Annotated in this window: 14 protein-coding genes; 1 reads left to right on the top strand and 13 read right to left on the bottom strand. The window is 66.8% G+C overall.

Annotated elements, in window-relative coordinates; translation table 11 throughout:
- Positions 1-20 precede the first annotated feature (20 nt).
- A complete protein-coding gene (gene era, locus CA234_RS17460) occupies positions 21-929 on the top strand; it encodes a GTPase Era (protein WP_126002352.1) in 909 nt (302 codons plus the stop codon).
- 100 nt (positions 930-1,029) lie between these two features.
- On the opposite strand, the gene CA234_RS17465 is transcribed toward era, so the two are convergent.
- From CA234_RS17465 to kdpF, 13 genes are all read right to left on the bottom strand, one after another.
- The gene (locus tag CA234_RS17465) at positions 1,030-1,320 is read right to left on the bottom strand and encodes a UvrB/UvrC motif-containing protein (protein ID WP_125975503.1); all 291 of its coding nucleotides are present in this window, start codon (positions 1,318-1,320) and stop codon (positions 1,030-1,032) included.
- A gap of 212 nt (positions 1,321-1,532) precedes the next feature.
- The gene (locus CA234_RS17470; RefSeq protein WP_241213562.1) at positions 1,533-4,547 is read right to left on the bottom strand and encodes a TonB-dependent receptor plug domain-containing protein; all 3,015 of its coding nucleotides are present in this window, start codon (positions 4,545-4,547) and stop codon (positions 1,533-1,535) included.
- 317 nt (positions 4,548-4,864) lie between these two features.
- Positions 4,865-7,186 (bottom strand): GH92 family glycosyl hydrolase, encoded by a 2,322-nt coding sequence (locus tag CA234_RS17475; protein WP_126002353.1) that lies wholly within the window; start codon positions 7,184-7,186, stop codon positions 4,865-4,867.
- 28 nt (positions 7,187-7,214) lie between these two features.
- Positions 7,215-8,651, bottom strand: a complete 1,437-nt coding sequence (locus CA234_RS17480; RefSeq protein ID WP_125975499.1) for a glycoside hydrolase family 125 protein — start codon at positions 8,649-8,651, stop codon at positions 7,215-7,217.
- A 17-nt stretch (positions 8,652-8,668) separates the two neighbouring features.
- Positions 8,669-11,005: a GH92 family glycosyl hydrolase gene (locus CA234_RS17485; protein WP_126002354.1), complete on the bottom strand. Its 2,337-nt coding sequence runs from the start codon at positions 11,003-11,005 to the stop codon at positions 8,669-8,671.
- 26 nt (positions 11,006-11,031) lie between these two features.
- A complete protein-coding gene (locus CA234_RS17490; protein WP_125975493.1) occupies positions 11,032-12,090 on the bottom strand; it encodes a glycoside hydrolase family 43 protein in 1,059 nt (352 codons plus the stop codon).
- An 87-nt stretch (positions 12,091-12,177) separates the two neighbouring features.
- Positions 12,178-15,177 (bottom strand): TonB-dependent receptor, encoded by a 3,000-nt coding sequence (locus CA234_RS17495; protein WP_241213563.1) that lies wholly within the window; start codon positions 15,175-15,177, stop codon positions 12,178-12,180.
- Positions 15,178-15,438: 261 nt separating this feature from the next.
- Complete coding sequence (locus tag CA234_RS17500) at positions 15,439-16,125, bottom strand: response regulator (protein WP_126002355.1); 687 nt, start codon at positions 16,123-16,125, stop codon at positions 15,439-15,441.
- Between the two features lie 8 nt (positions 16,126-16,133).
- Positions 16,134-16,706 (bottom strand): potassium-transporting ATPase subunit KdpC, encoded by a 573-nt coding sequence (gene kdpC, locus CA234_RS17505; protein WP_126002356.1) that lies wholly within the window; start codon positions 16,704-16,706, stop codon positions 16,134-16,136.
- Between the two features lie 13 nt (positions 16,707-16,719).
- Positions 16,720-17,547 carry a transporter gene (locus CA234_RS17510; protein ID WP_126002357.1) on the bottom strand — a complete coding sequence of 276 codons (828 nt, stop codon included), beginning with the start codon at positions 17,545-17,547 and terminating at the stop codon, positions 16,720-16,722.
- 14 nt (positions 17,548-17,561) lie between these two features.
- Positions 17,562-19,580: a potassium-transporting ATPase subunit KdpB gene (gene kdpB / locus CA234_RS17515; RefSeq protein WP_126002358.1), complete on the bottom strand. Its 2,019-nt coding sequence runs from the start codon at positions 19,578-19,580 to the stop codon at positions 17,562-17,564.
- A gap of 12 nt (positions 19,581-19,592) precedes the next feature.
- On the bottom strand, positions 19,593-21,296 hold the full coding sequence (gene kdpA / locus CA234_RS17520) for a potassium-transporting ATPase subunit KdpA (RefSeq protein ID WP_126002359.1): 1,704 nt from the start codon (positions 21,294-21,296) through the stop codon (positions 19,593-19,595).
- A 10-nt stretch (positions 21,297-21,306) separates the two neighbouring features.
- Positions 21,307-21,396, bottom strand: coding sequence for a K(+)-transporting ATPase subunit F (gene kdpF, locus CA234_RS17525; protein WP_093295902.1), 90 nt, complete (start codon positions 21,394-21,396; stop codon positions 21,307-21,309).
- Positions 21,397-21,420 lie beyond the last annotated feature (24 nt).

The following is a 21,420-nucleotide window of genomic DNA, read 5'->3' on the forward strand; positions in this document are numbered from 1 at the left end:
CCCCAGTACAACCGGAACCCATGACCGAACCCACCACCCCCCAATCCTGCGGCGTCGTCGCGATCCTCGGCGCGCCGAATGCCGGCAAGTCGACGCTGGTCAATGCCCTGGTCGGCCAGAAGGTCGCCATCGTCAGCCCCAAGGCGCAGACGACGCGCGCGCGCGTGATGGGCATCGCCATCGAAGGCGACACCCAGATCATCCTGGTCGACACCCCCGGCATCTTCGAACCCGAGCGGCGGCTGGACCGAGCGATGGTCGCAGCGGCGTGGGACGGCACCGATGGCGCCGATCTCGTCGCGCTGGTCGTCGACGGCAAGGGCGGTATCGGCCCCAAGGTCCATGCGGTGATCGACAGCCTGCGCGGCCGCAAGGGGCGCAAGATCCTGATCCTCAACAAGGTCGACATCGCCGACAAGCCGCGCCTGCTCGGCCATGCCGCCAAGCTCAACGAGGCGCTGGCGTTCGACGAGACCTATTTCGTCTCGGCCCAGACCGGCGACGGCGTCCCCGAACTAAAGGCCGCGCTCGCCGGCGCGATGCCGCAGGGCGAGTGGCATTTCCCCGAGGACCAGGTCTCGGACGCGACCGATCGCATGCTCGCCGCCGAAGTGACCCGCGAGCAGCTCTACCTGCAGCTCCATGCCGAGCTGCCCTATGCCAGCGCGATCGAGACCGAGAAGTATAGCGAGCGGGCGGACGGCTCGGTCGAGATCCACCAGCAGATCCTCGTCGCGCGCGACACCCAGCGGGCGATCGTGCTGGGCAAGGGCGGCCAGCGCCTCAAGGAAATCGGCAGCCGCGCCCGCGCCGAGCTCGCGAAGCTGCTCGGCGTGCCGGTGCACCTGTACCTGCACGTCAAGGTCAATCCCAAGTGGGAGGAAGATCGCGGCCTGTACCGCGAAATCGGGCTCGACTGGGTAGACTGAGGCCCGGCCCCGGGCGGACACCGTTCCACCGGCAGGCCCGCGAGCATGCAAGGGCAAACTCCAGCGCGTCCATTCCGCGCCGATAGCACCGTCGGCCGCGTCAGCGGGTGCGGCCGCGACCCCGCCGGGAACGCCGCGCAGTCATCGGATCGGGCCGAGGCGGCGGGCTCCATCCCGGCGGCGGTATCACCTTTTGTTGGCTTGTTCCCAAGCCCATGGCGCCGGGTGTCTGGCGCTGCAGGCCGGCAAAATCGGACGCCGCCGCCTCCGCGGCGGTGGCGCCGGCGCGCATCGCACTGATCATGTCCCGGCATCGTCGCGCAGTCTCGAAATCGAGAGCGGCGACGGCTTCATCCATCTGCTGCTGCAGGCGTTCGATCGTCATAGGCATTCGGCGGTAACGCACGAGGACGCATCCGGGCCACAGGGCCGCCGACAATCGGGCGCAGTGCGCCGCGGCCTCGCCGGAGCTCGGCCAGCGACGCCGACGGGCTGCGCGGAATCTGGTGCGGTTCGGCCTGCCGAGGTCGGCCGTCGCGGGGTGATGCCCCGTCGGGTATAATCCCCCGGAGACGAATCTCCGGGGGGAAGGCTGCAGTTTCGTTACAGGCGCAGCGAGACGCCCGCGACCAGCTGGCGGCCCAGCAGGTCGTAGCCCATGATCGTGTTGCCGCGCAGCAGGCCGATACGGCTGCGGCTGTCCGGCACGATCGGCGGGTCGCGATCGAAGATGTTGTTGGCGGCAAGACGGAAGGTCATGCGCTTGTTGATGTCGAAGGTCAGCGCCAGGTCGAACCAGTCATAGGCCTTGATGCCCGGATAGGCATCGCGCTTGTCGGCTTCCGGCAGTGCCGGGATGCCGGTGCTGGCGGGGGCGTAGGCCGTCATCGGCATGCCGCTGCGGTGACGCCAGTTGAGCGACACGCTGACGATGCGGCTCGGCGCCATCCAGGTGGTGCGGAACTGGTGCGCCCAGGTCGGCATGCTCTCGCCGCAACCGCTGCCGAAATAGCCGGTGCAGTCGCGCGGCGTGATGGTCGGCGCGCCCTGGCTGCCAACCAGCGTCATCAGCGTGCCGTTGAAGCTCATGTCGAGCGAACCGACCCCGCCCAGGCCGACATTATACTGGCCCTGGAAGTCCCAGCCATGCGACTTGGACTTGTAGCCGTTGGTCGACCCACGCGAAACCCAGCCGGTCGCCGGGCTGGTCGTCGGCGAGCTGGACAGCGTGCCGTCGGCGTTGCGCTTGATGCCGCGGCAATAATAGTCGTTACCGGTGGTGAGGCAGCCGTTGAGCCAGTCGAGCGGGTTGAAGAACTCAAGCTGGTCTTCCAGATCGATCAGCCAGCGATCGACCGACACGGTGAGGCCCGGCACGAAGCGCGGGCGGAGGACCACGCCGAACGTCTTGCCATAAGCCGTTTCCGGCCGCAACGCGAAGCCGCCTTCGCGAACGGTGCAGGCATCGTTCGGGCAGATCAGCGTGGCGCTGTTGTAGAGGTTGGTTGGCAGACCCGTATTCGCGCACTGCTGCGGCGTCCAGGACGGCGCGACGCGCGGGCCGTTCGGGTTCGACGCATTGATCTGCGGGGCGCAGGGATCCGCGTAGAAGCCCTGGTTCCAGAAGATGTTCGACGCATTGGCCGCCGCACCGACGCCAGGCGCCGCCTGCGACTTGTTGATCGAGGCGCGGAAGGTGATGTCCTCGACGGGCGCCCAGATGCCTTCGATCTTCCACGTACCGAACTTGTCGTCCAGGCGGTTGTACTTGGACAGACGATAGCCGCCGTTCAGCTGCAGCAGGTGCGTCCAGGACTGGCGCTCGACCAGCGGCGCCTGGATTTCGATGTTGCCTTCCAGGATGTTCTGGGTGGCGCGAACGTTGGCGCCGCTGCTGTTGTTCTGACGGAAGACCTCGTTGTAGTCGGTACGATCCATCTCGTCGCGATATTCGGCGCCGATCGCGATCGCGATGCCCTGCTCGGCGAAGGGCGAGGTGATGCCGTACTTGCCGAGATCGCCGCTCACCGTGCCAAGGAACTGCATCAGGCGCGGAATGCGCTTGGCGATGCCGCCGGTCGCACCGCCGAACAGATAGTTGTTCAGCGCCGAATCATTGTTGAACGGCGCGAAGGCGTTGAACGGCACGCAGGCGGGATCGGTGCCGTTGACCACCGAGCGGCAGGTCGGTCGGCCGTTCACGTTCACCACGTCGAGCGAACGGTTGATGCTGGCGTAGCGCGCGCGTGGCAGATCGATCGTGTCGAGCTGGGCACGCGACAGCATGCCGGCCACGTCATAGGACCAGGCATTGTCGAGCACCCGGCCGCGCAGGCCTGCGACGATGCGATAGCCGGCGTTGATGTACTCCTGGCGCACCAGCGGCTGGGAATCGAAGCGATAGCGCACGTCGATCGGCGCGTACTGGCCCGCCAGGCCCGCATTCGGTCCGCACAGGGTCTGGGCCTGCGAGGCCGAGAGGAACGGGTTGTCGCAATTCACCTGGAACGGGGTGGTGCCATAGGCGCCGAAGTTGAACGTGCGGTTCAGCTGGGTGTTGTACGACTTGTCGCGATACCACAGCACGTTGCTGTACAGCTCGATGTGATCGTCGAGCTGCGCGGTCAGGAAGCCGCCGGCGTTGACGCGGTGGAACGGCCGCTGGAAGGCCCAGTCATCATACGGATTGGCCGAGCTGCCGGGACCGCCGCTGTTGATCGGAATGAAGGTGCCGTTGCCGTTCGGATTGTTGACCAGCACCTGGCCGGCGCTGGCGCCCGACTGCGGGATGATCGTGCCCGCCGGCGTGAACGTCGCGCGCGAGCAGGCGAGCGGCGAGGTGCGGCTGCTGGTCACCACTTCGCACGTGGCGTTCGCGCGGTCGCGCAGGCGGACCAGGCTCGACTGGCGATAGTCGGCGAAGGCCGAGATGTTGACGCGGCCGTCGAACAGGTTGGTGCCTGCCGCGATGCTGACGTCGGCACGGCCGCCGTCGTTCTTCATCCCCAGCGGCGCGTTGAACCCGGCGCGCTCTGCCGCGTCGGTCACCGCGCTGCTGCGGTTGTTATGGTTGAAGAAGCTGTAGTTGCCGTCGATGCGGATGCCGGTGAAGTTCTTCTTCATGACGAAGTTGACCACGCCCGCGACCGCGTCCGACCCGTAGACCGACGAGGCGCCGCCGGTGAGCACGTCGATGCGATCGACCAGCGCGTTCGGGATGATGCCGACGTCGACCGAGTTGGGCAGGCCGATGCGCAGGCCGTCGATCAGCATCAGCGTGCGCTCATAGCCCAGACTGCGCAGCTTGATGCGCTGGCGGCCTTCGGAGTCGCTGAAATTCTGCTCGGAATTGACCTGCACCTGCGGCAGGCGGTTGGTCACTTCCTCGATCGTGGTCGCGCCCTGCGCGGCGATCTCGGCAGCGGTGGTGGTGACGATCGGCGCGGCCGAACGGTTGTTCGGGCGCACGATGCGGGTGCCGGTGACGACGATCGGACCGCCGGCTGCGTCCTGGTCCGGTTCGTCGGCCAACTTCGCCGAGGCGACCGGGTCGCCGATCGAGACCGGCGGATTGTCATTGGTCTGCGCGGCGGCAGGCGCCGCCATCAACGCGGCCACGCAACAGCTGCTGGCCCAAACTCCCCGTAGCATCATGAACAAGTCCCCTCTTGCTGACCAGGGCCTCGGGACATCCGGCCGATCGGGACCGCCACGCTCGGGGGAGCGCGGCTGCGCGATGCTCGCATCTGGGGTCCCGACCCGCCTTACCGGGCCTGGTGTCAAGAAGGTGTCATGCTGGTTTCATCCCGGCAACATCCTGGTTACCGAAAAAGGAAATTTGATTGCGATATTTTGCGATGCGTTGCCGAAAGGTTACATTCTGGTTTTAGCGCAAACGTTTTGCGGGGAGCATGTGGGCTCCCCGCAAAGTCTGTTCAGCCCGCGAGGCGTCCATAGGAGGGCGGCCGATCCGCCTTGGCAGCGCCGAATCCGGACGGCTTGGCCCCCATGGTGAAGACCAGTTCGCCGCCGCGTGCCAGATCGGCATGACCGATCCAGTTGCGGGTCCAAGGCTTGCCGTTCCAGGTAACGGATTGGACATAGGGCCGGTCCGCTGCATTGCCGACCGCGCGGATGCGCAGGGTCCGCCCGCCGCCCAGCTGCATCTCGGCCCGATCGAACAGCGGCGAGCCGAACACATAGACGCCGCTCACCGGATCGACGGGGTAGAAGCCGAGCGCGCTGAGGATGAACCAGGCGCTGGTCTGGCCGCAATCGTCGTTGCCGATCACGCCGTCCGGATCGGCCTTGTACATCTCGTTGCACAGGCGGCGGACCATCGCCTGCGTCTTCCACGGCGCGCCGGCATAGGCATAGAGATAGGCGACGTGCTGGTTGGGCTCGTTGCCATGCGCGTACTGGCCGACCAGGCCGGAAATGTCCGGCGGCGCGTTCTTGGGCAGCGTCGAGGGCGCGGTGAACAGCGCATCGAGCTTGGCCTCGAACTTCGCGTCGCCGCCGAACAGCTCGATCAGGCCGTAGACGTCATGCTGGTTGAGGAAGGTCGCCTGCCAGCCATTGGCTTCGGTATAATCGCGCTGCTTGTCGGGGTTGTGGCCGAGCTGGATCGGGTCATAGTCCTTCCACCAGCTGCCGTCGGAAAAGCGCGGCCGCGCAAAGCCGATCTCGGTGCTGATCACGTTGCGATAGTTCTGCGCGCGCTTGCGCAGCGCCGCCGCATCGTCGTGCGCGCCGGCCGCTTCGGCGAGCACCGCCATCGCCCAATCGTCATAGGCATATTCCTGGGTGCGGCTGACCGATTCCCAGATCTTGTCGGCCGGCACATAGCCGAGGTCGTAGTAGAAGCCGCGGCCCAGCGTGCTGTCGATGTCCGGGAAGGTCCGGTCGAAGGCACGCGCGCGGATCTTGGGCCAGGCGGCGGCATAATCGGCCTGGATGCCCTTGTTGCGCGCCTCGGCGAGCACCGACACGGCGTGCCAGCCGATCATGCACGCGGTCTCGACGCCCTGGAGCGGCCAGACCGGCGGGCCATAGGGGCTCTGCTGGGTCTGGCGGACAAGGTCCTGGGTAAAGCGCGCCGCCATGTCCGGGCGGATCAGGGTGAGCAGCGGGTGCAGCGCGCGGTAGGTGTCCCATAGCGAATAGGTGCTGTAGGCGGGCGCGTCGGCCGGCGCCTGGTGGACCTGCCGGTCGAGGCCGACATAGCGGCCGTCGCGATCGGTGAAGAGTGTCGGCGACAGCGAGGCATGGTAGAGCGCGCTCGCCATGATCGTGCGGTGCGCGGGCGTGCCGCCCTCGACGCGGATGCAGTCGAGTTCGCGCGACCAGGTCCGCGCCGCCGCCGCGCGGGTAGCGTCGAACGCCCAGCCCGGCGCTTCGGCCACGAGCGCCGCCTTGGCGCCCGCGACGTCGACCGCCGAGATGCCGGTCTTGATCTCGATCGGCGCGGCGCCCGCATCGTCGAAGAAGAAGGCGACCTTCAGCCGCTTGCCGGTGACGCCCGTCGCGCCGGCCGGCGCGGGCACGTCGTCATCGCCGAAGAACTGCACGCGGCTCGGCTTGCGCGACAGCTGCATCGCGAAGTGGATGTGCCGCCCCTTGGCCCAGCGATTGACCTTGCGGCTGCCGGTCAGCAGCCCGTCCGGCGAAAGCGCCAGCGCTGCGTCCTCGACCAGCGTGCCCTTGTCCCAGCTGTCGATGATCGCATGGGCGAAATCGATCAGGATATGCCCCTCGCCCTTGGGGAAGGTGTAGCGATGCTGGCCGGTGCGCTCGGTGACGGTCAGCTCCGCGAGCACGCCCGATTCCAGTCGGACGCGGTAATAGCCGGGCTCGGCATGCTCGTCCGAATAACGCTGGCGATAGCTGCCCTCGGGCTTTTCCAGCGTGCCGGGGGTCAGCTTGAGCGGACCGCGGCGCGGCACCACCAGCACGTCGAGCATGTCGCCGATGCCGGTGCCGGACAGATGCGTATGGGAGAAGCCCAGGAGCGTGGCATCGTCCTTGTGATAGCCCGAACAGGCATCCCAGCGGCTGTTGTCGGTATCCGGCCCGAGCTGGACCATGCCGAAGGGCAGCGCCGGCCCGGGGAAGGTGTGGCCGTGCCCGCCGGTACCGATGAACAGATCGGGCCGTGCGGCCTCGAAGGCGGCGGACCAGGCGGTGCGCGGCAGCGCGGCGGCGATCGCGGCGGTGCCGCTGCCCAGCAGGAGTTGGCGGCGTGTGGCGATGGTCATCGGCATCGGCTCCATGGAAGCAAAGGGATCAGTAGGTGCGGGCGAGCAGCGCGGGGCGGCGCCGCTCGAGGTCGAGGATCAGGTCGCCGAACAGCCCGTTGGTCCAGGCGAACCAGGCACGGGTGAACTTGGCGGGATCGTCCTTGTTGAAGCTCTCGTGCATGAAGCCGGTGCCGCCATGCGTGGTCTTCAGCCAGGTCAGGCACTGGGCGATCACGGCATCGTCGTCGCTGTTGAGCGCATGGGTGATGATCGACATCGGCCAGATCATGTCGAGCCCAATATGTGGCCCGCCGATGCCCTTCGCCGCCTTGCCCTCGAAATAATACGGGTTGCGATCGCTCCAGGCGAGATCGGCGGTGCGACGAAACAGCGGATCGTCGCGGCGCGCGGCGTCGATCATCGCCAGGCCGGAGAGGCTGGGGACGTTGGCGTCGTCCATGAAGATCCAGTTGCCGAAGCCGTCGATCTCATAGGCCCAGACCTTGCCGCCCTTGCCGTCCGGCACCAGCGCATGTTCGTGCAGCGCCTTCTCCACCTCGTCGGCGAGCGCCTCGGCATCCTTCGCCGCCGCTTCGTCGCCGCGCGTCTCGCGGTGGAGTTGGGCCACCTTGCGCAACGCCGATACCGCGAAGAGGTTGGACGGGATCAGGAAGGGATAGACACAGGCATCGTCCGAGGGGCGGAACATCGAGTGGATCAGCCCGATCTTGCGCGTCGGCGCGCCATAGCCGCCCATCGGCACGCTATCGGTCGGCGCGACCGCCTGACGCTGGAAGTGATAGGGACCCGGCCCTTCCTTGCGCTGCTGCACGCGGAAGGTGGCGACCGCCAGCTTGGCGCCCTGCGACCAGAGATCGTCGAACGGTGTCTTGTCGCGCGTGTGCGTCCAATAAGCGTGCGCGATCCGCATCGTGTAGCAGAGCGAATCGATTTCCCATTTCCGCTCGGCGACGCCCGGCTTCATGTCGGTCACGTCGACCTGCGACCATTCGAGGCTCGACTTGGCCTTGGGGTCCTTCTCGAACGCATTGGCATAGGGGTCGACCAGGATGCAGCGCGCCTGGCGCTGGATCAGCCCGACGAACAGCTGGCGCAACGCCGGATCCTGGCCGGCGAGATGGACATAGGTCTGCGCCTGGGCCGAGCTGTCGCGCAGCCACATCGCGTTGATGTCGCCGGTGATGATGAAGGTGTCGGGCCGGCCGTCGAGCGTGCCGATCTCCACCGTGGTGTCGAGCGTGTTCGGGTAGCAATTTTCGAACAGCCAGGCGAGTTCGGGATCGGCGATGCGCGCCTTCACCCGCGCGATCTCCGCCTCCACCGCCTTGCTGACGAAGCGGCGCTTGGCGACCGGCGGGCGCTTGCTCGTGAAGGCAGTGGCCGCGCGCGCCGCACCCGGCAGCGCGGCGGCGGCACCCAGCGCCGCGGCACCAGCCATCAGCGAACGTCGATCGAACCGCATGCGATACTCCCCCGCGCTCACTTGGGCGCGCTCATCGAGAAGGGCGCATCGGCCTTGCGCGCGCCCCAGTTCTTGTTCGGCGTCGGCCCCATCACGAAGCGCAACGTGCCGCCGGCCTGCAGCGCCTCGCGCGACAGCCAGGGCTTGGCATAAGCGCGGCCGTTCAGCGTGGCGGACTGGATGTAGACATTCTCGGCGCTGTTGTTGGCCGCCTCGATCGTCAGCACCTTGCCGCCGGGCATGGTGAGCCGGACGTTGCGGAACAGCGGGCTGCCAACCGCATATTGGCCGACCGTCGGCGTCACCGGATAGAAGCCGAGCGCCGAGAAGACGTACCAGGCCGAGGTCTGGCCATTGTCCTCGTCACCAGGATAGCCGTCCGGCGTGGCGGCATAGAGCTTGCGCATCACGTCGCGGACATGCGCCTGCGTCTTCCACGGCGCCCCGGCCCAGTCGTACAGATAGATCATGTGCTGGATCGGCTGGTTGCCATGGGCGTATTGCCCCATGTCGACGATCTGCATCTCGCGGATCTCGTGGATCACCTGCCCATAATAGCTGTCGTCGAAGATTGGCGCGGTGGCGAACACCGAGTCCAGCCGGTCGACGAACTTGGCGTCGCCGCCCATCAGGTCGATCAGGCCCTGCACGTCCTGCATCACCGACCAGCTGTAATGCAGCGCATTGCCCTCGGTGAAGGCATCGCCCCATTTGTACGGATTGAACGGCGTCTCCCACGACCCGTCCTTGTTGCGGCCGCGCATCCAGCCGCTCTCGGGATCGTAGAGCTTGCGGAAATTCTGCGCCCGCTCGGCATAGAGGCGGGCATCGTCCTTCTTGCCCAGCGCCGCGGCGAGGCGCGAGAGCGAGAAATCGGCGGTGGCATATTCGAGCGTGCGCGCGGCATTCTCGTTGATGCCGACGTCATAGGGCACATAGCCGAGCTGGTTATAATACTCCGCGCCCTCGCGGCCGACCGCGCCGACGACATTGCCGTTCTTGTCCTTCGGCCGGCCCTGGCTGGTCGTCGCGTTCTTGACCATCGCCTCGTAGAGCGGCTCGATATCGAACCCGCGCACGCCGTTGAGGTACGCATCGGCGATCAGGTTCGCCGAGTTGGAGCCGATCATCACGTCGCGATAGCCGGGGCTCGCCCATTCGGGCAGCCAGCCGCCTTCCTTGTAGGTGTTGACCAGCCCCTGCATGATCTCGGCATCGCGCTCGCGGTACATCAGCGCGAACCAGGGGAAGACCGCGCGCCACGTGTCCCAGAAGCCGTTGTCGGTATACATCGGGCCGGGATGCACCTGCCCGTCATAGGGGCTGTAATGGACTTGGCGGCCTTGCGCATCGATCTCGTAGAACATGCGCGGGAACTGCAGCATGCGGTAGAGCGCCGAATAGAAGGTGCGGCGGTTGTCGAGATTGGGGTCGGTCACGCGGACGCGGCCGAGCTCCTTCTCCCACGCCGCCTTGGCCTTGGCCTTGGTCTGCTCGAAGTCGTCGCCGCCGATCTCGCTGGCGAGGTTGCGCTCGGCCTGTTCGGGGCTGATGAAGGACGAGGCGACCTTCACATGGACTTGCTCGCCCGCGCGGGTGGCGAAGCTCACCACTGCGCCGACGTGATCGCCCTCGCGCTGCGCGGCCGCGGTCAGCTGCCAATTGTCGTCCCAGCTGCGCGTGACCGCGAAGTCATGGTCGAACTCGGCGACGAAATAGTTGCGGAAATTGCCCGGCACGCCGCCATGGTTGTTGCGCACCCAGCCGCTGATCCGCCGCCGTGCGCGGTCGATGGTGACGCTCGATCCGCCGGCGAAGGCATCGAGCACGATATGCGCGTCGTCGGCCTTGGGGAAGGTGAAGCGGAACTGCGCGGCGCGCGCGGTGGGCGCCACTTCGGCGGTCACGTCATAGTCGGCGAGGTAGACGCGGTAGCTGTACGGGTGGCTCTCCTCGGCCTTGTGGCTGTACCAGGAGGCGCGCTCGGCCTCGCGGATCCGCACCGGGCCGGTCTCCGCCATCAGCGAGAAAGCGGCATAGTCGTTCATCCACGGGCTGGGCTGGTGGGTCTGCTTGATGCCGTTGATCTTGTTGTCATGGTACATATAGCCCCAGCCGCTGCCGGGCTTGCCGGTGACCGGGGTCCAGAAGTTCATGCCCCAGGGCACCGCCACCGCCGGATAGGTGTTGCCGTAGGACAGCTCATAGGTGGAATCGGTGCCCATCAGCGGGTTCACCAGATCGACCAGCGCCTCGCTGCGATCGGATTGCTGCGCGATGGCAGGCAGCGTGGCGACGCTGGCGAGGAGCGCGAAGGCAGCGGCGCGGAGCGGCTTGGCGGAGAAAAGGGGCACGAGGGTTCCTTTGGCTGGGCGCGTCGTCAATTGCGGCGGGTGCGGCGGAGCGGCTCGGGCGCCACGCCCTGGTTGGTGAGCGTGACCGGCTGGATCGAGCCGTCTGGGTTGAAGGTCATGCGGTCGATGGCGAGTTCGCGGTGCTCGCCCTGCTGGTCGGCGAGCGGGCGGCGGTGATAGGCGATGTACCAGCGATCGGTGCCGGGCACGTTGACCACCGAATGGTGCCCCGCCCCGCGCGCGATCTTCGGATCCTCCTGGAGGATGGTCCCGCGCGGCGTGAACGGACCCGTGGGACTCGGCCCGGTCGCATAGGCGACGCGGTAGTCCGATCCCGTCCATTCGCCTTCGGACCACATCAGGTAATAGATCCCCTTGCGCTTGATGACGAAGGAGCCCTCGACATAGCCCGGCGGCGTGATCTCCTTCCAGGTCGAACCGTCGGGATAGGGCAGCACGCGGCGCAGGTCCTTGCTCAGCCGCACCACGTTGCAGTGCCGCCAGCCGCCATAATAGAGATAGACCTGCCCATCGGTGTCGCGGAACACGAAGGGGTCGATCGGCTGCGCGCCGTTGTGGAAGCCGCCGATCAGCGGCTTGCCGAGCGCATCGCGGAAGGGGCCGCCGGGCTTGTCGCTGACCGCGAGGCCGATGCCGCCCTGCTCCTTGTCACTCTGGATGTCGTTGGCGGAGAAGAACATGTAGTAGCGCCCCTGCGCCTCGATCACCGAGGGCGCCCAGATCGCATAGGCCGCCCAGGAAATCCGCGTCACGTCGAGGACATGGGAGTGCTTCGTCCAGTGGACGAGATCGGGCGAGGAGAAGGCGTTAAAGAAGGTCTGGTAGGCGTAGGAGGGCCGCACCGTCTTGCGCTTGCGCGCTTCTTCCTGCGCGGGCGTGAAGCGGCGGGTGCGATCGGGCGCGCCGTCATCGGCGGAATAGGTGGGGTAGATCCAGTACTGCCCGGCGAACACCCGGATCTCGGGATCGGCATACCAGCCGCGCACGATCGGGTTGGACGCGGAGGCGGCGAGCGGCGCCATCAGGGCGAGAAGGGCGAGCGCCCGGCGGAGCTTCGTTCGCATGAGCCTCTCCTTGGCCGATCCGCAGCATGAAAAGCGGAAAAAAGGTGGCGGGGCGGCACGTGGCCGCCCCGCCAGAGGGGGGTTTGATCAGAATTTGTAGGCGAGGCCCAGATAGGCGCGGCGGCCGGTATATTGATTGCTGATGAAGCGGGCGTCGGTGTCATTGCCGAGATGCGCCCGCTCCTCCGACTTGGTGAGATTGATCACCGAGGCGGTCAGCTGCAAATTCTCGAAGAAATTGTACGAGGCGTTGAGGTCGATCTGCTCATACGGGTCCGAATAGACGTTCAGGCCCGACTGGATGCCACCGACCCGCTCGCCGCGACGGTTGTACGAGGCGCGCAGCAGCAGCTTGCTGTTCTCGTAGAAAATCGAGCCGTTGATCTGCGTCTTCGCGCTGCCCACCAGCGGGGAATCGCCCACCTTCTTGCCGTCCAGCGTGATCTCGGCGACGGAGGTGTCGTTATAGGTGAAGTTCACCTGCGCGCCGAGGCCGAAGGGCAAGGTGTGCTGGGCATAGAGCTCGATGCCCTGCGAGACGGCGTTGGAGCCGTTCGCCTGGGTCGAATATTGCTGCACGGTCACGGTGTTGCCGGCGACCTCGCTCTGGATGTCGAGCACCAGCGGCACGATGAAGTCCGACACGTCCTTGCGGAACAGCGTGCCACCCAGCACCGAGCCACGGTGGAAATACCATTCCACGCCGACGTCATACTGCCACGCCTTGAACGGCTTCAGGTTGAAGTTGCCGCCGCTGCCGAACCAGCCGGGCAGCGCACCGAACTGCGCGCGGTCATAGACGAACGCGTCCGAGTTGAAGGTCAGCGAGCGCGCGCCGGCGAGGTCGCCATAGCCCGGCCGCGCGATCACCTTCGATGCCGCGCCGCGGAGCAGCAGGTTGGGCGTCACCTCCCACGAGATGTTGAAGCTCGGCAGGAAGTCCGTGTAGCTCTTGGACTCGTCGTTCGGGCTGAACACCTTCACTTCGCGCTGCGCCTGCGGCAGCACCAGGCAGTTGCCGTCCGGGCCGACCGGCGGCGGGGTGAACGGGTTGCCGTTGGTGTTCTGGCAGTAATCATTCTCGTAATAGATCACGTCGGTCGAGACGCCCGACTGCTTGGTACTGACCACGCGCAGGCCGATATTGCCGCGCACATTGTTCATCTTGAAGTTCGCCTGGGCATAGCCCGCCCAGATCCGCTCCTTGATGTCGTAGCGGTTCTCGGGCTCGGGCACGCGCACCGGGCCGTTATAGGTCTTGTTCAGATAGGCGAGATAATTGTCCATGTTGAACGCCGGGAAGACGCTCGTCGAGAAGCCGCCGGCGATGTTGCCGATCGGCTGGCTCAGGAAGAAGGCCGGCTGGGTGACCGCGGCGCCCGCGGTATCCTGGTAGCGCAGCGTGTTCGCCGCATCCGAATACCATTCGAAGCGCCCGGTCTGCCGCTCCACCTTGCCCTCGCGCCACTTGGCCCCGACCTGGATCGAGTCGATAAAGCTGTCGAAGCGGCGGGTCAGGTCGATCTGGGCATATTTCTGCTCGATCGCGCTGTTGGTATAGCCCGATCCGGTCGAGCCGAGATCGACCTGCGAGATGCCCTTCATCAGGTTCTGCTGGAGCTCGGGCGAGAACTGCATCGCCACCGACTGGTCGGTGAAGCTCCACTGGCTCAGCATGTTCCCGTTGACGCGATTGGCAAGGCCGTCACCAACCACCAGCCGCGGCTTGGCCTGGGCGTAGAACTGGAAGGAGGGGCCGCCGGTGGCGCGGGTCTTGCCGCCGGCGAACGACACGGTCAGGCGATCATGCGTATAGTCGCCGTGCAGATCGTAGGTGTTCGAGACGGTCTTCTGGCGCGCATAATAGCTCTGCATCGCCGGTGTTTCCATCGTGCAGGGCGAGGTGCCGGTGCGGCAAGCAGTGCCATCGGGCGGCACCTGGAAGGTCGCCGAGGTGAGGATCGTGCCGCTCTTGTCGAACTGGCCGCCGGTGAAGAAATTCCCATAGCCCCATTCGGGAATCTTGATGAGGTTGGAGACGTTGTCGCCGTTGAGCTGGAAGCGGAAATAATTGGCGGTGAGGTTGAAGCCCTCGAACGGCTGCCACTGCGCGGTCGCCTGGATGCCGAGCCGCTTGCGCTTCTCGATCAGCACGGTCTCGTCGACCGACTGCGGCGCCCAATAACCGTTATAATGCGTGCCGCCCTGGGTGGTCACGCCGTCGTTCCAATAGGAGATGGCATCGTCATTGGCGAAGGTCTTGCCGTTGACGTCGGTCGCCTGCTTCGGGTTGTTCGCGTCGGTCCACCAGTGCCAGCTCTCGGTGGCGGCGCTGAGCGTACGGTTGGTGCGGACCTGGTAGGTGGCGCCCAGCAACAGGCCGAAGGTCTTGGCCTCGTTGTGCCAGGAAAGCAGGCCCGAGACGCTCGGCTCGACCTTCTTGGTGACGTCCGAATAGGTGCCCTCGACCTGGACGTTGCCCGACCAGGGTTTGAGGTCGAACGGGCGCCGCGTGTGGTTGATGATCACGCCGCCGACGCCGCCTTCGTCCAGCCGCGCCTCGGAGGACTTGAACACCTCGACGCTGCCGATCAGGTTGGCGGGGAGCAGCAGATAGTTGAAGCTGCGCGAAGGATCGCCGGAATCCGCCGAGGCGATGAAGTTGCCGTTGAGTTCGGTCAGCGTCAGGTCCGAGCTGAGACCGCGGATACTCACCCGGCTGCCTTCGCCGCCGTCGCGCTCGATCACGACGCCCGGCACGCGCTGCAGCGCGTCGGCGACGTTCTTGTCGGGGAACTTGCCGACGTCCTCTGCGGTGATCACGTCGACGAACGCATTGGCGTCGCGCTTCTGCGCCAGGCTGGTCTCGATCGAGGCACGATAGCCGGTGACGACGATGTCGCCTTCGCCGTCGCCGGGCGCGGCGTTCTGCGGCGCGGACGTGTTGCCGGCCTGCGGCTGCGTCGTCGCGGCCTGCGCGAAGGCCAGCCCCGGCAGCGCAGCACACAGGCTGGTGCCGAGCATCAGCTGGGCCAGCAGCCGCTGACGCGCGGACGCCGACGAACGAAACAGATTGCCGTAGGACACGATCCTTCTCCCTCTTCCACCCGAGGGCCCCCAGGCCCCTCATCGGTTCTTTGTGACCGCGCTGTCAGATTTGATTTCGCGGTTCTTGCGGAGAGTTTCGCAATAGAAAAACAAATTGTCAATTAAATGAGCGCGCGCTGTTGTGGCTTTTCAGCAACGGGCAGCAACAAACTGTGTTTGCTGCGCAAACGTTTTCATCGAGCATATAAAGTGGGGAAGCAGAGGGAGGTAGAAAGCGTGTGCAGGACCCGCCGATCCTCCCTACGCCACCACCAGCCGGTAGCCCACGCCGGGCACGTTGAGGATCAGCTGCGGCCGGCTGGGGTCGGCTTCCAGCTTCTGGCGCAGGTTGCGCACGACGATGCGCAGATAGTCAAGCTGCTGGACATGCGCCGGGCCCCACACGTCGCGGAGCAGTTGGCCATGCGCGATCACCCGGTCGGGATGCGCGGCGAGCAGCGCCAGCACGCCATATTCCTTAGGGGCGAGATGCACCGGCGCGCCATTCCTGCGCACGCGGCGATGGAGCAGGTCGATCTCGACGCTGCCCACCACCAGCTGCTCGCGCTCGGCCGATCCGGCGATGCGGTGGCGGAGCGCGGTGCGCAGGCGGGCGAGCAGTTCCTCGGTATCGAACGGCTTGGTGCAGTAATCGTCGGCGCCGAGATCGAGCGCGGCGACCTTCTCGCTGGTATCGGTACGCGCCGAAACGACGATCACCGCCGCCCCGCCCGCCTTGACCTGCTGGATCAGCTCGATGCCGTCGCGATCGGGCAGGCCGAGGTCGAGCAGCACCGCGTCGGGCTTGTCGATGCCGAAGGCGGCGATCGCCTCGCGCGCGGTCGCCGCCTCGATCACCTGGTGCTCTGCGCGGGTGAGCGCCCCGCGCAGCAGCCGCCGGATATGGCTGTCGTCCTCGACGATCAGGACCTTGGTTGCGCTCGCCATGGCTTGGCTTAGCGAGCGCCGCCCTGCCGGTCGAGCGCGAGGTTGAGCGCGAGCACGTTGACCCGGGGCTCGCCGATGATGCCGAACAGGCGGCCCTGCACATTGGCGTCGACCAGCTGCGCGACGCGATCGGGCGCGATGCCCCGCGCCTTGGCGACGCGCACCACCTGGAAGCGCGCCGCTTCCGGGCTGATCTCGGGGTCGAGGCCCGAACCCGAGGCCTGGAGCAGGTCGGCCGGGGCGTCGGCACCCAGGCGCTTCTGGTCGGCAGCCACCCGGTCGACAAGCTTCTTGGAGGCCGGGCCCAGGTTCGAGCCGCCCGAGGCGAGCGAGTCATAGCCATTGCCTGCCTCCGACGGGCGACCCTGGAAATAGCTGTCGCCCACAAAGCTCTGGCCCAGCAGCATCGAGCCGCGGAGCTTGCCGGCGTCATCGCGCACCAGCGAGCCATTGGCCTGTGCCGGGAACAGCAGCTGCCCGGCGCCGGTCACTACCAGCGGATAGACGATCCCCAGCAACGCCGCGAAGATCAGGGTGAACAGGAGGGCGGGGCGAAGGCCGGAAACGAGATCGGAACGCATGGCGATATCCTCCTCAGAAGCGGGTGGAGACGCCCAGATAGAGCTGGGCATCGGGGGTGGCCTGGTTCAGGCCGAAATTGGCGCCGAGATCGAGCTGCAGCGTCGGCCGCAGCAAATAGGTCGCGGCGATGTCGACCGAGGTCTGGGTGACATGGCCCGCGGGGTCGAAATTGCGGGCAACCCAGAACTCGCCGATCAGTGTGAACTTCGACGTGACCGCCTTCCCGAGATTGGCGGTGCCGACCAGCTGGGCATGGTGGCCGTGCCCGTCGCTGTCGGCGAGCACGTCGCCTTCGGGCCCAAAGGTGAGCGTGAAGCCCTTGGGCAGCGCGATGTTGACCGGCACGATCACCCCGCCCTCGGTCTGGCCATTGCCGATACCCGTCTTCGCCGTGGGGATCTTCACGAAAGGCAGCAGCGCGATCTGCACCTGCCCCGCCGGATCGGTGATCCGCTGCTTCAGCCGCAGCGTGAGGTCGCCGACGCCACGCAGCGTCTGGGTGCCCTCCGCGGTGCGGGTGCGCACCGTTGCATAGGGCGCGATGCTCGCCTCGATGTCGGACGAGCCGGTCAGGCCATATTTGAACGTCGGGTTGGTGTAGAGGATCGTGTCGACGCGGGTGTCGCCCGCATCGGTGCGGGCCCAGTTGCCGAGATCGGTCTCGAGCTGGACCATGCCCTGCGGCACGGTGCAGGCGAAGTTCGACTTGGTCGGGCGGTCGGTGCACAGCGCCGGCGCTGCCGGCGCCGTCATCGCCGGGGCGGCAGGCACGCTGTCCTGGGCAAAGGCCGGCGCGGCAACGACGGTGAGCGACGCGAACGAAAGAAGCGTACGAAACATGTTGATGCAGATCCTCAGGCGAGGTGGAGGCCGGCAACGGCCAGATCAATTACTTTTATGCCGATGAAGGGAGCGACGAGTCCGCCCAGGCCGTAAATGGCAAGGTTGCGGGCGAGCAGTTGTCCAGCACCCATCGGCTTGTAGGTCACGCCCTTGAGCGCCAGCGGCACCAGGAACGGGATGATGATCGCGTTGAAGATCACCGCCGACAGGATCGCGCTGGTCGGGCTCGACAGGCCCATCACGTTGAGCACGCCGAGGCCGGGATAGAGCGCGACGAACATCGCCGGGATGATCGCGAAATATTTGGCGACGTCGTTGGCGATCGAGAAGGTGGTGAGCGCGCCGCGGGTCATCAGCAGCTGCTTGCCGAGGCCGACGATCTCGATGAGCTTGGTCGGATCGCTGTCGAGATCGACCATGTTGCCCGCCTCGCGCGCCGCCTGGGTGCCGGTGTTCATCGCCACGCCGACATCCGCCTGGGCCAGCGCGGGGGCGTCGTTGGTGCCGTCGCCGCACATCGCGACCAGCTTGCCGCCCTGCTGCTCCTGGCGGATCAGCGCGAGCTTGTCCTCGGGGGTGGCTTCCGCGAGGAAGTCGTCCACGCCCGCTTCGGCGGCGATGGCGGCGGCGGTGAGCGGGTTGTCGCCGGTGATCATCACCGTGCGGATGCCCATCCGGCGCAACTCGGCGAAGCGCTCGCGCACCCCTGCCTTCACGACGTCCTTCAGCGCCACCGCGCCGAGCAGGCGGCCATTGCGGGTCACCGCCAGCGGGGTCATGCCGCCGCGGGCAATGCCGTCGGTGATGCGCTTGAGCTCGGCGGCACCGGCGGCGTCCGGATCCACCTTCAGGATCGAATCCACTGCGCCCTTCAGGATCACCGTATCGCCCTGGCGCACGCCCGAGCTGCGGGTCTGCGCGGTGAAGGGGATCACTTCGGCGTCGGCATCGAGCTCGGCATCAAACGCGAATTTCTCGCGGCCGAGCGTCACGATCGAGCGGCCCTCGGGGGTCTCGTCCGCAAGGCTGGCGATCAGCGCGGCTTCGGCCAGCGTCCGCTCTTCCACGCCGGTCAGCGGGTGGAAGGCGCTCGCCTGGCGGTCGCCGATGGTGATGGTGCCGGTCTTGTCGAGCAGCAGCACGTCGACGTCGCCTGCGGCTTCCACCGCGCGGCCGGACTTGGCGAGCACGTTGAAGCGCACCAGCCGGTCCATGCCCGCAATGCCGATCGCGGAGAGCAGCGCGGCGATCGTGGTCGGGATCAGCGTGATCAGCAGTGCCGCCAGCACCGCCACCGGGATCGCACCGCCGGCATAGGTGGCGAAGGCCGGGATCGTGCCCACCGCGATCAGGAAGATGATCGTCAGGCCGACGAGCAGGATGGTCAGCGCGATCTCGTTCGGGGTCTTCTGCCGCTCGGCGCCCTCGACCAGCGCGATCATCCGGTCGAGGAAGCCCTTGCCGGGATCCTGGGTCACGCGGATGATGATCTTGTCGGAAATGACGCGCGTACCGGCGGTAACGGCCGAGCGGTCGCCGCCCGCCTCGCGGATCACCGGCGCGCTTTCGCCGGTGATCGCGGCCTCGTTGACCGAGGCGACGCCCTCGACGACTTCGCCGTCGGCCGGGATCAGGTCACCGGTCTCGACCAGCACGAGGTCGTCCCGCTCGAGCAGATGCGCCTCGACCTTGCGCCAGGTCTCGCCGACGCCGGTGAGCTTCTTGGCTTCCAGCTCGGACTTGGTGGCGCGCAGCGACGCCGCCTGGGCGCGGCCCCGGCCTTCGGCCAGCGCTTCCGCAAAGGTGCCGAACAGCACGGTCAGCCACAGCCAGACGATCAGCTGGACCTGGAACCCCAACGGCAGCGGCTCGCCGCCGATCGCCAGCAGGACGGTAAGCAGCAGTGCCGCGACCGCCGTGGTGAACAGGATGGGGTTGCGGATCAGCTCGCGTGGGGAAAGCTTGCGGAACGCGTCCCCGATGGCCGGGCCGATCAGCTCGGCCGCGAAAATGGACTTGGGTGCAGACATTGCTTGTCGTCCTCAGAAGAGCTGGCCGCGAAGCAGCGTGACGTGATCGGCGATCGGCCCCAGCGCCAGGCTCGGCAGGAAGGTGAGCCCGCCCAGGATCAGGATGATGCCGACGAGCAGCCCCACCCACAGCACGCCGGTGGTCGGGAAGGCGCCGACGCCGCCGGCGACCTGCTTCTTGGCGGCGAGGCTACCGGCGATCGCCAGCACCGGCACGATCACGAAGAAGCGGCCGAGCCACATCGCGATGCCGAGCATGGCGTTGTAGAAGGGCGTGTTCGCCGAGAGGCCGGCAAAGGCCGAGCCGTTGTTGCCGGTCGCGGACGTGAAGGCGTAGAGGATCTCCGAAAAGCCGTGCGGGCCGTTGTTGGCGATGCCCGCAAGGCCCGCCGGCAGCACCGAGGCGAGCGCAGCGCCGCCGAGGATGCAGAGCGGCAGCACGGCGACGGCGAGCACCGCCAGCTTCACTTCGCGCGCCTCGATCTTCTTGCCGACATATTCGGGGGTACGCCCCACCATCAGCCCGGCGACGAACACCGCGAGGATGGCGAACAGCAGGAAGCCATAGATGCCCGCACCCACGCCGCCGACGACGATCTCGCCGAGCTGGATGTTGAACAGGGGGATCAGGCCGCCCAGCGCGGTGAAGCTGTCGTGCATCGCGTTGACCGCGCCGCACGACGCGGCCGTGGTGACGACTGCGAACAGCGAGCTGGCGACGATGCCGAAGCGCGTCTCCTTGCCCTCCATGTTCGCGCCGGCGACATGGAGCGCATGCAGTGCCGGGTTGCCGGCCGATTCCGCCGCATAGGTCACCGCGACGCCGCCGAGGAACAGCACCGCCATCGCGGCGAGGATCGCCCAGCCCTGGCGGGTGTCGCCCACCGCCTTGCCAAAGGTCCAGGTGAGGCCGACGCCGACGAGGAAGATCGACAGCATCTGTACCAGATTGGTCAGCGCGCTCGGGTTCTCGAACGGGTGCGCCGAGTTGGCGTTGAAGAAGCCGCCCCCATTGGTGCCGAGCATCTTGATCGCTTCCTGGCTGGCGACCGGGCCCAGCACGATCGTCTGGCGCGCGCCCTCCAGCGTGGTCACGTCGATACTGCTGGCCAGCGTCTGCGGCACGCCGCACGCCACCAGGAACAGCGCATAGACGAGGCAGATCGGCAGCAGCAGGTAGAGCGTCACGCGGGTGAAGTCGGCCCAGAAATTGCCGATCCCGCGCGCTTCCTTGCGGGCGAAACCGCGGAACAGCGCGAAGGCGATGGCGATACCGGTCGCCGCAGAGGTGAAGTTGTGGACCGCCAGCCCCAGCGCCTGCGACAGGTTGGAGAGCGTCGATTCGCCCGCATAGCCCTGCCAGTTGGTGTTGGTGGCGAAGCTGATCGCGGTGTTGAACGCGCCGTCCGCGCCCATGCCGGCAAGCCCCCGCGGGTTCCACGGCAGTACCGCCTGGAGGCGCAGCACCGCATAGGTGAGCAGCGCGAGCGCGAGGTTGAACAGGATCAGGTGCAGCGCATAGGCGCGCCAGCCCTGCTCGGCGTTGGGATCGATGCCGCCGATACGGTAAATGCCGCGCTCGACGGGGCCGAGTACGCGGTGAAGCGGGGTGCGGCGGCCTTCGTAGAGCGCGAAGAGCCACAGGCCCATCGGCTTGGCAGCGGCCGCGAGGATGGCGACGAACAGGGCGATGAAGCCCCAGCCTTGGAGTGTCATGCGGCCCTCCTCAGAAACGCTCGGGCCGCAGCAGCACCGCGACCAGGTAGAGGAGCAGCGCGAGTGCGGTCGCGCCGGCGAGCATCAGGTGCAGGCCCATCGCTCAGGCCTTCACGCACAGCTG

This window comes from Sphingomonas sp. ABOLE (genome assembly GCF_003950455.1).
GTDB classification, from domain to species: domain Bacteria; phylum Pseudomonadota; class Alphaproteobacteria; order Sphingomonadales; family Sphingomonadaceae; genus Sphingomonas; species Sphingomonas trueperi.